This is a genomic window from Lactobacillus equicursoris DSM 19284 = JCM 14600 = CIP 110162, from assembly GCF_001434815.1.
GTDB lineage: Bacteria > Bacillota > Bacilli > Lactobacillales > Lactobacillaceae > Lactobacillus > Lactobacillus equicursoris.
In genome coordinates this window covers 1-13,128 of sequence record NZ_AZDU01000023.1, presented here as the reverse complement: position 1 = coordinate 13,128, position 13,128 = coordinate 1, and the positions used below count along the sequence as shown (strand labels likewise).

Genomic DNA, 13,128 nt, shown 5'->3' with positions numbered 1-13,128 from the left:
TATTTAAGTCCTCCTTTAACCCTTCTTAGCGCCGTACTTAGAACGACCTTGCTTTCTGCCATCAACGCCGGCAGTGTCAAGAGCGCCACGAACGATGTGGTAACGTACACCAGGAAGGTCCTTTACACGGCCCCCACGGATCAAAACAACTGAGTGTTCTTGCAAGTTGTGGCCTTCACCTGGGATGTAGGCAGTAACTTCAGTCAAGTTTGAAAGACGTACACGAGCGTACTTACGCAAAGCTGAGTTAGGCTTCTTTGGCGTCATGGTACCAACACGAGTAGCAACCCCACGCATTTGTGGTGCTGGGTTGAAAACTTGTTCCTTCTTCATGCTGTTGTAGCTGTAGTTCAAAGCTGGTGACTTTGACTTAGTCGTCTTTGAGTGACGGCCTTTTCTAACCAATTGATTAATGGTTGGCATTAACTAGTTCCTCCTAAATTAATATATCATTTTGTTCACATATCCGGGAGTTTCTTTTTTGACCCGCGGAGTAATCTTCAAAACATACATCTGTTATTGTACTCCATTTTTCCGCTAAAGCAAACTCTTTTTACAAAAAAGTTTTTTTGTATTTTTTCGGCACTAATTAGCAAGGAATTTCGGTAAAAATCGGATAAAAGTTGTAATAATAAGTGGAGGGTGAAAAAATGCTACTTCTAACCTTGATCACCGGCAGCTTCTTAGCCTACTCGGCAAGTTATTACTACCACCAGCAGCAAGCGGTGTTAACCAATCTACCAGGCACAAACCAATTTTTTACATCAACTCCTTTTCTATCGGATCTCCAATGGTGCTTTTTAAGCGGCCATTTGGCAATTCGATCATATTATACCTCCGCCAAGTCGCCCCTGATTTGGCTCCTCTTTCTCCTTTTGCTGTGGTACCTTAACTTGTTAGTCCTATACGACTATTACGAGCAGGCCTATCCTACCGTTCTCCTAGTAATCCCGGCGATCACCGGTTTGATCCTTCCAAGCAGCCAATACCTGCTGAGCAATCTGCTTTTTCTCAGCATTTTGATCATCTTGGCCGTCCAAGGCAAGATGGGCAGCGGTGATGTTTACTTCTTTATTCTTCTGGCCCTGAATTTTCCGGGCCAAACCGCCTTGCGAGCCTTCTTATTTGGTTCGCTTTTGGCAATAGCTCATATTATACCCATCAATCACTTCCAACGCCCTAAACAGAATCAAGAAGCACACCGCCATTATCCTCTGCTGCCCTACCTTTACTGGGGGCTCAATCTGCAGTTTTGGCTATAGAAAAAGACCACAAGGCTTTCCTTGTGGTCTTTTTTGCTTTTTCAAACAGGATCAGGCTTCAGTCCTTAATCCTTGCTTTCTTCACTTTCTTGGTCCTTGTCGGCCATTTGCTTTTCCAAATCCGCAATTGAGTAGACTGAGTCTGGTTGTTGCACGTCAGTCTTTGGAGTTTGGTCGCGGTAGATTGGCATCCCAGTACCGGCTGGAATGATCTTACCGATGATGACGTTTTCCTTCAAACCAAGCAATGGGTCGTTCTTGCCGCGGATTGAGGCGTCAGTAAGAACTCTCGTGGTTTCTTGGAAGGAAGCAGCTGACAAGAAACTGTTAGTTTCCAAGGCTGCCTTGGTGATACCCAAGATGTCAGCCTGGCAAGTTGCAGGAATCCCGCCGCTGATGATGACGTCGCGGTTGCGGTCACGGAATTCAGCAATGTCCATGACTTCACCTGGCAAGATGTCAGTTTCACCTGGGTCCAGAACACGAACCTTTTGCAGCATCTGTCTAGTCAAGACTTCGGCGTGCTTGTCGGCCAAGTCAACACCCTGAGTCCGGTAGGACTTTTGCACTTCGGCCAAGATGTATTCTTCAGTGGTCAAAGTGTCGGTAACCTTGATAAGTTCCTTAGGATCGATAGAACCTGGGATCAGCTTGTCACCGCGGTGGATTTCGTCGCCTTCTTGAACGGCTGGCTTAGCAGTGTAAGGGATCGTGTAGACACGAGTGTCGATCTTGCCCTTAACCGTAATTTCTTGCAAGTGTTCAGCAGCGTTGCTTTCGATCTTGTCAACGACACCGTCAACTTCAGAGATAACGGCACGACCCTTAGGGTTACGTGCTTCAAACAATTCTTGAACACGAGGAAGACCCTGAGTGATGTCTTCTGCGCCGGCAACACCACCGGTGTGGAAAGTCCGCAGAGTCAGCTGAGTACCTGGTTCACCGATTGATTGAGCGGCAACAGTACCAACTGCTTCACCGATTTCAACTTCTTCAGCGGTTGCAAGGTTGCGGCCGTAGCACTTGCGGCAGATACCGTGGGAAGTGTTGCAAGTCAGGATTGAGCGAATTTCAACTTCTTGAACGCCGGCATCAACGATCTTTTGAGCCATTTGTTCATCCATCAAAACGCCCTTAGGGCAGATAACTTCGCCCGTTTGTGGGTCTCTGACAGTCCGGTTGGTAAAGCGGCCAACCAAACGGTCGTAGAGGGATTCGATCAAACCAGCATCCTTGTCGATGATGGCTCTGGCAGTAATGCCGCGGTCAGTGCCACAGTCGTCTTCACGGATGATAACGTCCTGGGCAACGTCAACCAGACGCCGAGTCAGGTAACCAGATTGCGCGGTCTTCAAGGCCGTGTCAGTCATCCCCTTACGAGCACCGTGAGTTGACATGAAGAGTTCCAGAACCGTCAAGCCTTCCTTGAAGTTGGAGATAACTGGGATTTCGAAGAGCTCACCACTTGGCGTAGCCATCAAACCACGCATCCCGGCCAACTGGGTAAAGTTGGAGATGTTACCACGGGCACCAGACTGCTGCATGACTGAAATAGGGTTTCTTTGATCCTTAAATTCAGCGATTTCCTTTTGAACGGCATCCTTACAGTCAGTCCAGATCTTGATAATGTTGTCGTGGCGTTCCTTGTCGGACAGCTTACCACGACGGAACATCTTGGAAACTTCCTTAACTTGCTTACGAGCTTCAGCAACCAAGGCATCCTTAGTCTTAGTTTCTGGAACGTCGGCCATCCCGATGGTCAAACCAGAGATGGTTGAAGCTGAGTAGCCCATTTCCTTCAAATCGTCCAAGTATTCAGAAGTTCTTTGTACCCGGTAGCGCTTGTAGATTTCAGAAATCGTGTCACCCAAGAAGCCCTTCTTAAATGGCGTAGCTACCAAGTCTTGACCAACTTCAGCGATCTTGTCGTGGATGTCCTCACCATTTTCCAAGAAGTACTTGTCAGCCATTGGACCAGTCAAGTTGTCTTGACTTGGTTCGTTGATGTAGAAGTAGTCGTCTGGGAACAGGGAGTTGAAGACCAAACGGCCGTAAGTGGTAATGAAGATGCTGTCATCGTGACCCTTGCCCCATGGCTTAGCTGGCATTGAAGCAGCTGAAACGCCGATGATGGTGTGGTAGTGGATGTCGCCGTTGTTGTAAGCAATGGTTGCTTCTTCTGGAGTAGCAAAGATCATGCCTTCGCCTTCACGGCCAAGTTCAGCCTGAGTCAGCCAGTAGTTACCCAAAACGATGTCCTGTGATGGAGTAACGATTGGCGTACCGTCCTTAGGAGTCAAGATGTGGTGCGCTGCCAGCATCAACAGTCTTGATTCAGCAACAGCTTCATCTGACAAAGGTACGTGGATGGCCATCTGGTCACCGTCGAAGTCGGCGTTGTAGGCTTCACAAGCAAGTGGGTGCAGACGCAAAGCCTTGCCTGGAACCAAAACTGGTTCAAAGGCTTGGATTGACAAACGGTGCAGAGTAGGTGCGCGGTTCAAGAGAACTGGACGTTCCTTGATGACGTATTCCAATACGTCCCAGATGTCGTCATCTTCGCGGTCGATCTTGCGCTTAGCGTTCTTGATGTTAGAAGCGATGCCCCGGCGAACCAGTTCACGCATCACGAATGGCTTGAAGAGTTCCAATGCCATTGGACGCGGAACGCCGCATTGGTACAGCTTCAGCTTAGGTGAAACGTCGATAACTGAACGACCAGAGTAGTCAACACGCTTACCAAGCAAGTTTTGACGGAAACGACCTTGCTTACCCTTCAGCATGTGAGAAATTGACTTCAATGGCCGGTTACCAGGACCAACCACTGGACGGCCGCGGCGACCGTTGTCGATCAAGGCGTCAACGGCTTCTTGCAGCATTCTTTCTTCGTTTTGCACGATCAAGCCTGGTGCGTGCATGTCCAAAAGCTTCTTCAGACGGTTGTTCCGGTTGATCACCCGGCGGTACAAGTCGTTCAAGTCGGAAGTGGCAAAACGGCCACCTTCCAGTTGCACCATTGGACGCAGGTCTGGTGGAATAACTGGGATAGTTTCCATAACCATCCATTCAGGCTTGTTGCCACTGTTCTTGAAGGCATCCAAGATGTCCAAGCGGCGAATTGCGCGGGTACGCTTTTGCCCCTTCAAGGTTTGTAGTTCAGCCTTTAATTCAGCAACTTCCTTGTCCAAGTCAACTTGCTTAAGCAAGTCACGGATGGCTTCAGCACCCATCTTAGCAACGAAGCGGTTGCCGTACTTAGCTCTTTCTTCCCGGTATTCAGCTTCAGTCAAAAGCTGCTTAGCTTCCAAACCGGTGTCGCCTGGATCGATCACGATGTAGGCAGCAAAGTAGATAACTTCTTCCAATTGCTTTGGTGAAACGTCCAAAACCAGACCCATTCTTGAAGGAATGCCCTTGAAGTACCAAATGTGGGTTACTGGTGCGGCCAATTCGATGTGGCCCATCCGTTCACGGCGAACATGAGAAGTCGTAACTTCAACGCCGCAGCGGTCACAGACGATGCCCTTGTAGCGAACGCCCTTGTACTTGCCACAGGCACATGCATAGTCCTTGGTTGGCCCAAAGATTCGCTCATCAAACAAACCGTCTTTTTCTGGCTTTAAAGTACGGTAGTTAATGGTTTCAGGCTTCTTAACTTCCCCGTATGACCAGCTTCTAATCTTGTTTGGTGAAGCCAAGCCAATTTGCATGCTTTCAAACTTATTTACGTCGATCAAAGTTTAACCCTCCAATTACTTAGAAGCATTTTCGTCATCGCTGGCACTGTCTACAGTTGCATCGGCATCGGCAGTTTGATCAGCTGCTTGTGCGTTTGCTGCTTCTTCTTCAGCGATTTCGGCTTCTTCTTCGGCCAACTTCTTCTTCTCTTGCGCTTCGGCAAGGCGAGATAAAGTATCGATGTTTACGTGTTCATTGGAGTCTTCATCCATGTCGCGCAGTTCAACTTCGTTTTCGTCGCTGTCCAAAACGCGCAGGTCCAGACCCAATGATTGCAATTCCTTAACCAAAACCCGGAATGATTCTGGAACGCCTGGCTTAGGAATTCTTTCGCCCTTAACGATGGCTTCATATGCCTTAACACGGCCAACAACGTCGTCTGACTTGTAAGTCAAGATTTCTTGCAGAGTGTAGGCTGCACCGTAGGCTTCCAAAGCCCAAACTTCCATTTCACCAAACCGCTGGCCACCAAATTGTGCCTTACCACCAAGTGGTTGTTGGGTAACCAGTGAGTATGGCCCGATGGAACGAGCGTGGATCTTGTCGTCAACCATGTGAGTCAGCTTCAGGTAGTACATTACCCCAACTGATACCCGGTTGTGGAATGGCTCACCGGTCCGGCCGTCGTAAAGAACAGTCTTACCGTCTGAGTCAACGCCGGCTTCTTTTACCAAGTTCCAAACGTCATCTTCGCTAGCCCCGTCGAATACTGGAGTAGCAACGTGGATCCCAAGTGCGCGAGCTGCCCGGCCCAAGTGGATTTCCAAAAGCTGCCCGATGTTCATACGTGAAGGCACACCCATTGGGTTCAAGCAGATGTCGACTGGCGTACCGTCTGGCAAGTATGGCATGTCTTCTACTGGAGCAACCAGGGCAACCGTACCCTTGTTACCGTGACGACCGGACATCTTGTCACCGACTTGGATCTTTCTCTTTTGGACGATGTAAACCCGAACCAGGGTGTTAACGCCTGGAGCCAGTTCGTCGCCGGCTTCACGGGTGAAGACTTGAACGTCTTGAACGACACCGCCACCGCCGTGTGGCACCTTCAAGGAAGTGTCACGAACTTCGCGGGCCTTTTCACCGAAGATAGCGTGCAAAAGTCTTTCTTCAGCGCTCAGTTCGGTAATCCCCTTAGGGGTAACCTTACCAACCAAGATGTCACCGTCGTGAACTTCAGCACCGATCCGGATGATCCCATTTTCGTCCAGGTCCTTCAACGCGTCTTCACCAACGTTAGGGATTTCCCGAGTAATTTCTTCAGGCCCCAGCTTGGTGTCACGAGCTTCTGAGTCGTAGTCTTCAATGTGGATTGAAGTGTAGACGTCATCCTTAACCAAACGTTCGCTCAGCATGATGGCGTCTTCGAAGTTGTACATGTTCCAAGTGGTGAAGGCAATAACTGGGTTTTGACCCAAGGACAGTTCGCCGTCAGCCATAGATGGACCGTTGGCAATTACTTGGCCCTTGACAACGTGGTCACCAGTTGAAACGTTTGGAGTTTGGTTGTAGTTCTTAGTTGCGTTTGAACGACGGTACTTTTCAAGCGTGTAGCTGTCAAGGGTTTGGTCGTCGCGGCGAACGCGGATTTCGTTAGCGTCTACGTATTCAACGACACCGTCAGCTTCAGCCAGCAAAGCGTCACCGGAGTCGTGACCGGCACGGTATTCCATACCAGTTGCAACCAGTGGGCTGTGTGGGTTGATCAAAGGAACAGCCTGACGTTGGTGGTTGGCCCCCATCAAGGCCCGGTTTGAGTCGTCGTTTTCCAAGAATGGAATACATGCAGAGGTTACGGAAACAACCTGCTTTGGAATAACGTCCATGTAGTCGATCCGGTCAGGACTTACTTCGACGTTGTCTTCCCGGTGACGGCAAAGGATCACGTCATCAACGAATGAGCCATCTTCGTTAAGTGGCGTGTTGGCCCCAGCGATAATGTAGTTGTCTTCTACATCGGCAGTCAAGTAGTCGATCTTGTCGGTAACCTTGTGGGTAGTCCAAGATACGCGGCGGTATGGGGTTTCCAAGAAGCCGTACTTGTTGATGATGGCGTAAGTTGCCATGGAGTTGATCAAACCGATGTTAGGACCTTCTGGCGTTTCAATTGGGCACAGGCGACCGTAGTGGGTGTAGTGAACGTCACGAACTTCATAGCCCGCACGGTCACGAGACAAACCACCAGGCCCCAAGGCTGACATACGACGCTTGTGGGTCAATTCACCCAATGGGTTGTTTTGGTCCATGAACTGGGAAAGTTGGGATGAACCAAAGAATTCCTTGATGGAACCAACGATTGGACGAATGTTGATCAGTTGTTGTGGAGTTACCGTAGCTGCGTCTTGGATTGACATCCGTTCGCGAACGACACGTTCCATTCTGGCCAAACCAATCCGCATTTGGTTTTGCAAAAGTTCACCAACACGGCGAATCCGGCGATTACCCAAGTGGTCGATGTCGTCAACCGTACCAACGCCTTCTTGCAGTTCCAAGAAGTAGTTGACAGAAGCCAAGATGTCAGCTGGAGTGATGCACTTCACGTCTTCAGCAATGTGGCCGTTTGAAATCAGCTTGATTTCGCGGTCTGGCACTTCCCGGGAGAAGACCTTGATTTCTTGAACAGTGATTGGTTCAGGAATGGCACCTTCTTCTGATGGAGTGTAGGTCACAGTCTTGAAGTCGTCCCGGTCAAGGTATTCCTTCAAAGTGTCCATCACTTCGTTGTTAACAACAGTGCCCTTAGCTGCCAAAACTTCCCCAGTGTCTGGGTCAGCCAGAGTTTCAGCCAAAGTGTAGCCCAAAAGGCGGTTCTTCAAGCTCAGCTTCTTGTTAACCTTGTAGCGGCCAACAGCTGCCAAGTCGTAACGGCGTGGGTCAAAGAAGCGTGATACCAACAGGCTGCGTGAAGAATCAGTCGTCTTTGGTTCACCTGGACGCAGACGGTCGTAGATGTCCTTCAAGGCTTCAGCTACGCGGCTGTCAGCAGGGTTCTTGTGAACGTCCTTGTCCAAAGTCAGGTTCAAGGTGTCGCTGTCGCCAAAGATTTCCTTAATTTCGCTGTCTGAGCCAAAGCCCAAAGCCCGTACTAAAACTGACAAAGGCAGCTTTCTAGTCCGGTCAACGCGCACGTAAGAAATGTTCTTAGCGTCAGTTTCAAATTCAAGCCATGCCCCCCGGTTAGGGATTACCGTAGTACCGAAGATTTGACGGCCGTTCTTGTCAAATTCACCGCTGTAGTAAACGCCTGGTGATCTAACCAGCTGAGAAACGATAACTCTTTCAGCCCCGTTAACGATGAAAGAACCAGACTTAGTCATCAAAGGCAAGTCGCCAAAGAAGACGTCTTGAGTCTTGATTTCGCCAGTTTCGTGGTTAGTCAATTTCAAAGTCACGTGCATTGGTGCTGAGTAAGTTGCATCGTGCTTGCGTGATTCGTCAACAGTGTACTTTGGTTCTTGCAGCTTGTAGTCGACATATTCCAAAGTCAAGCGACCTGAAGTATCGCTGATTGGCAAGATGTCGTCAAAAACTTCCTTAATACCTTGATCAAGGAACCACTTGTATGATTCAGTTTGCACATCCGTCAAGTTTGGCAGCGGCAGGATTTCTTTAATCCGGGAAAAGCTGCGTCTTGTCCGGTGTTGTCCGTAATTTACTACGTGTCCGTTTAGCAAGGAAAACATCCTTTCTATCCTGTTTGAAGAAAGCAAATATTACATTTGTGTTACATTTTAAAAAAGCTGAGTAATTCCGGTATTTTGAGCATAAAAAAGACAAAAACGAACCTGTCGTTTTTGTCTCTATCATTTTACTGGACAATATATCAGTAAAATCCTGAACTTCAGCCTTTTAAATCACTAAATATTGTACCACTTTTTTTAAAGAAACGCAAGTCCTAGCGGCCGCTAAAAAGCATGGCTGCCTGGGTGGCCAGACCAACCCCGGTGAGCTGGTAGCCGCCAGCCGTAATATTCCAGAAAATCTGCTTGCCTTGCGGACTGAGCTGGGATTTGATCGCGACCGGCTCTAAAGCGATCCGCAAGTCCCGCATCACCTTACCCAGGTAGACCTTCTGTTCCAGCTGCTGCTTAGCTTCCAGCAGGGCCTCCCGCTCTTCTCTTGGCATTTCGTCGTAAAGAGCGTCGATGATGTCGCTATAAAGTAGGATCCGCCCGTCAGTCTTCTTGCTTGCTTCTTGTTCTGCCTTAGCAGCTTCAGCTTTTTTCTTCTTGCCAAACATAATCTGCCTCCAAAAATTATCTTCTTCCGTTAATGAAATCTTGATAAGCTTTTGTTTTTTTAGCACCAGAAATCCAACCACCACCGAGTGAAGACTCCACTCCATTTCTGAAGACGTCAAACACTGCTTGTGCAGGTGATTTTGTTACTACATAGTGCCAACCACCTTTTTTATCACGGTACCAATAACCATTTGCACCATACGCAACTGGCTTGGGACGCGATGTGCTTTTTTTACTTTTTGCTCTTGCAAGCGAGATTGTAGGAACAGATTGATCAACTTCAACATTGTAGTCAGCTAATTCTTTATTGACAGTATCAACCACTTGCTGTAATTCTGCAAGCTTTTCTGAAGATACATTCGTACCTTCTGGAACACTTACGACAAACTTGTGATTGGCGATCTTGACATACTTAGAGAGTTCACTCTCTAAGTTTGGTGATACTGTCTGTGTGCTGTCACTCGCGTTAACAATTGATGGACTTACTGCAAGTCCTAAACTTATAGCAGCTATTAACGTTACAACGATTTTTCTTGAGCTTTTTATTTATATCCTCCTAATACACTCAAAACTAATTTACGAGGTAAATTCTAGGCTTGTAGAGGTAATATTACAAGGGGAAAAAACAAGCTTTATAAAAACGTAACAAATGTGTAATATCAGTTAAAACAAATAAAAGACAAGTTAGCACCTTGGCAGTTCAGCTTATCCCTTGATCTTTTCACCAGTTTGGGGCTTGACGATTTCAAACTTCAGCTTGCCGCGGCTGGCACCAATCTTGATCGTATCGCCAGCTTGCAAGTCTTCGTTGACCAGGTATTGGGCCAGTTGGTCTTCCACTTCATCTTGGATGGTCCGGCGAAGTGGCCGCGCACCCATTTCTGGGTTGTAGCCATCCTTAGCCAGTTGGTCCAAGGCGGCTGGTGAGATCTTCAAGGTAATGTCCTTGTCAGCCAGGCGCTTAACCAATTTTCTGGTCAAGAGAGTAACAATCGTCCGCAATTGCTTTGCCGTTAACGGCTTGAAGACGATCTTTTCATCAATCCGGTTCAAGAATTCCGGTCTGAAGAAGTCCTTGGTTGCCTTGGCTACCTTGTCGGAGATAACCTTGGCCTGGTCTGGCTTGGTCTTGGCAAAGCCGACTTGGTTGTCTTCTTCCAAGGATCTGGACCCCAGGTTAGAAGTCATGATGATGATCGTGTTTCTAAAGTCAATCTTGCGGCCTAAGGAGTCAGTCAAAAAGCCTTCATCAAGAACTCTCAATAAGACGTTGAAGATTTCTGGGTTAGCCTTTTCTACTTCGTCAAAAAGCACAACGGAGTATGGATGCTCGCGAACCTTGTTAGACAGCTGCCCGCCTTCTTCATAGCCGACATAACCAGGCGCTGACCCAATCAGCTTAGAAGAAGCTTCCTTGTCCATGTATTCAGACATGTCGACTCTGATGATGTTATCTTCTGAGCCAAAGACGGCTTCCGCCACGGCCTTGGCCAGTTCGGTCTTCCCAACCCCAGTTGGCCCCAAGAATAAGAAGGAACCGATTGGCCGATTTTCATCCTTCAAGCCGCTTCTGGACCGCCGAATAGCATTGGCCACGGCCTTCACGGCATCGTCTTGGCCGATAACCCGCTCATGCAAGATGCCTTCCAGGTTGGCCAGGCGCTTGTTTTCGCTGGTCTTGAGCTGAGTAACTGGCACGCCAGTCCAAATGGAGACCACCTTAGCAATGTCTTCTGGACCAACCGTGGCCCGCTTGCTTTCCTTGCCAGCCAACTTCTTAGCCAGGTCTGACCGCTTTTGCCGCAGGTCAATTTCCTTGTCTCTTAAGTTAGCGGCTTGGACAAAGTTTTGTTCAGCAGCTGCATCATTTTTAGCCTTTAAGGTTCTGCTGATTTCCAGATCAAGCTTGGCCAGGTCCTTGTCGTCGCCCGTATCGTTGGCCAGCTTGACAGCGGCACTGGCTTCATCGATCAAGTCGATGGCCTTGTCTGGCTGGAAGCGGTCGGCGATGTAGCGGCTAGACAGGTTAACTGCTGACTGCAGGGCTTCTTCAGACAGGGTTACCCGGTGGTAGTCCTCGTACTTAGACTTGAGCCCTTCCAAGATCTTCAAGGTCTCTTCCGAGCTTGGCTCAGACAGGCGCACCAGCTGGAAGCGGCGAACAAAGGCTGAATCCTTTTCCATGTGCTTGCGGTATTCCTCAAAGGTCGTTGCCCCAATTAATTGGATGTCGCCCCGGGCCAGGGCCGGCTTTAAGGTATTAGAAGCACTCATCGCGCCTTCAGCATCCCCGGCCTTGACCAAGGTGTGGATTTCGTCCACAAACAAGATTACGTTCTTGCTGGAGATGACTTCCTTAATCAAGCGGTCCAGCCGCTCCTCAAATTCGCCCCGGTAGCGGGTGCCGGCCACCATGCTGTTGACGTCCAAGGAAACGACGCGCTTGTTCTGCAAATCGCGCGGCACCTTTTTAGCCACAATGTCGCTGGCCAAGGCTTCTGCTACCGCCGTTTTACCAACGCCGGGTTCCCCCACTAAGAGCGGGTTGTTCTTGGTTCTTCTGGACAAAATTTGGATGACCCGGTCAAGCTCTTTTTGCCGGCCAATCACTGGGTCAATGTCCCCGTTTTTAGCCCGCTTGTTTAGGTCTACGCCAAAGCGGTCCAGCATCGGGGTTTGGGATTGGCCACTCACCTGACTTGACTCAGGCCGGCTCACTTCCCCATCGTCCAAGTTGTTGGCATCGTCTAACTCATCTCTTAAGTTGTCGATGTCCACGTCCAGATTTTTCAAAATCATGGCTGACAAAATCTGCTCGCTGGAAACCAAGGCCTGCAGGATATCGGTCGTTTCGATCTGCTTAGCGCCGCGGGCTTCAGAATTGCGCTTGGCATTTTCTAGAGCCAGGGTCAAACGAGGAGACATTTCCATAAAGGAGGCGCCAGCTGAAGAACCGTAGCCCGTGTAGCGCTCGATTTCTTCGCGTACGCCAGTTGGAGTCACCCCCATGGTCCGCAGGATCTTGCCCGCCTTACCGTCAGCCTCGATCACGATGGCCAAAAGCACGTGTTCGGTGCCAATTAAGCGGTGGTGAAAAGCCTGTGCCTGCTCCTTGGCAATTTCTAAAACTTGATTGCTGCTATTACTGTAAGAATTTTGCATAAAAACACCGCCTTAGTTCTGTGCTTGACCCAAGACTACGCCAGCAATCTTTTCCAGGTATTCCTGGTCAAGCTGGTCAAAATTGCTAAAAGTCGTTGAGTCAAAATCATATACGCCCCAAAGGTCGCCCTGCTGGTTGAAGATGGGCACCACAATTTCGGAATTAGAGGCACTGTCGCAGGCGATATGGCCTGGAAAGTCGTGGACATTTTCCACGATCTGGGTTGCCTGGTCCTTAGCCGCCTTGCCGCAAACGCCCTTGCCGATTTGGATGTGGACGCAGGCTGGCTGCCCTTGGAAGGGCCCCAAGATCAGCTCGCCCTTTTCAAAGCGATAGACGCCAGCAAAGTTGACGTTCTTTAATTGGTGGTATAGCAGGGCTGACACGTTGGCCGTGTTGGCGATCCAGTCGCTTTCGCCGTATACCAGGGCTTCGGCCTGCTTGAGAAAAAGCTCGTATTCTTCTTGACTTGCTGCTGCCATCTTGTTCCTCCATCATGCTCTAAAAAGTAGATAGTCTTTGTTTCTTCTTTTTTTATTGAAAAATCCTGAAAACACTATGCTTTGAAGCATAGCATTTAACTGTTTCAGTTACAAGCCGGACGCCTTTTCACCTACTTATTATAAGCTAGTTCAGCCAGAAAGTTAAAAAGGCAAAAAGAAAAGACCCGCTAAACAGCGAGTCTTTGTTTGGAGCGGAAGACGGGATTCGAACCCGCGACCCC

The 13,128-nt window shown here is 48.9% G+C and carries 8 protein-coding genes; 1 reads left to right on the top strand and 7 read right to left on the bottom strand.

All coding sequences use genetic code 11. The annotated features are described in order from the left end of the window. Nucleotides 1-15: 15 nt before the first annotated feature. Nucleotides 16-423, bottom strand: coding sequence for a 30S ribosomal protein S12 (gene rpsL, locus FC20_RS05555; protein ID WP_008460088.1), 408 nt, complete (start codon nucleotides 421-423; stop codon nucleotides 16-18). A gap of 212 nt (nucleotides 424-635) precedes the next feature. On the opposite strand from rpsL, the gene FC20_RS05550 reads away from it, so the two are divergent. Continuing rightward, complete coding sequence (locus FC20_RS05550; protein WP_236697638.1) at nucleotides 636-1,262, top strand: hypothetical protein; 627 nt, start codon at nucleotides 636-638, stop codon at nucleotides 1,260-1,262. A 65-nt stretch (nucleotides 1,263-1,327) separates the two neighbouring features. Here FC20_RS05550 and rpoC read toward each other — a convergent pair whose 3' ends face one another. From rpoC to FC20_RS05525, 6 genes are all read right to left on the bottom strand, one after another. After that, complete coding sequence (gene rpoC, locus FC20_RS05545) at nucleotides 1,328-4,999, bottom strand: DNA-directed RNA polymerase subunit beta' (protein WP_008460086.1); 3,672 nt, start codon at nucleotides 4,997-4,999, stop codon at nucleotides 1,328-1,330. A 15-nt stretch (nucleotides 5,000-5,014) separates the two neighbouring features. Beyond that, nucleotides 5,015-8,683: a DNA-directed RNA polymerase subunit beta gene (gene rpoB / locus FC20_RS05540; RefSeq protein WP_201779608.1), complete on the bottom strand. Its 3,669-nt coding sequence runs from the start codon at nucleotides 8,681-8,683 to the stop codon at nucleotides 5,015-5,017. A gap of 212 nt (nucleotides 8,684-8,895) precedes the next feature. After that, nucleotides 8,896-9,240 (bottom strand): bacteriocin immunity family protein, encoded by a 345-nt coding sequence (locus FC20_RS05535; protein WP_008460082.1) that lies wholly within the window; start codon nucleotides 9,238-9,240, stop codon nucleotides 8,896-8,898. 16 nt (nucleotides 9,241-9,256) lie between these two features. After that, nucleotides 9,257-9,565, bottom strand: coding sequence for a garvicin Q family class II bacteriocin (locus tag FC20_RS11005; protein ID WP_008460081.1), 309 nt, complete (start codon nucleotides 9,563-9,565; stop codon nucleotides 9,257-9,259). Between the two features lie 381 nt (nucleotides 9,566-9,946). Continuing rightward, the gene (locus FC20_RS05530) at nucleotides 9,947-12,403 is read right to left on the bottom strand and encodes an ATP-dependent Clp protease ATP-binding subunit (protein ID WP_008460079.1); all 2,457 of its coding nucleotides are present in this window, start codon (nucleotides 12,401-12,403) and stop codon (nucleotides 9,947-9,949) included. A gap of 12 nt (nucleotides 12,404-12,415) precedes the next feature. Next, on the bottom strand, nucleotides 12,416-12,886 hold the full coding sequence (locus FC20_RS05525; protein ID WP_008460077.1) for a GAF domain-containing protein: 471 nt from the start codon (nucleotides 12,884-12,886) through the stop codon (nucleotides 12,416-12,418). Between the last annotated feature and the right edge of the window lie 242 nt (nucleotides 12,887-13,128).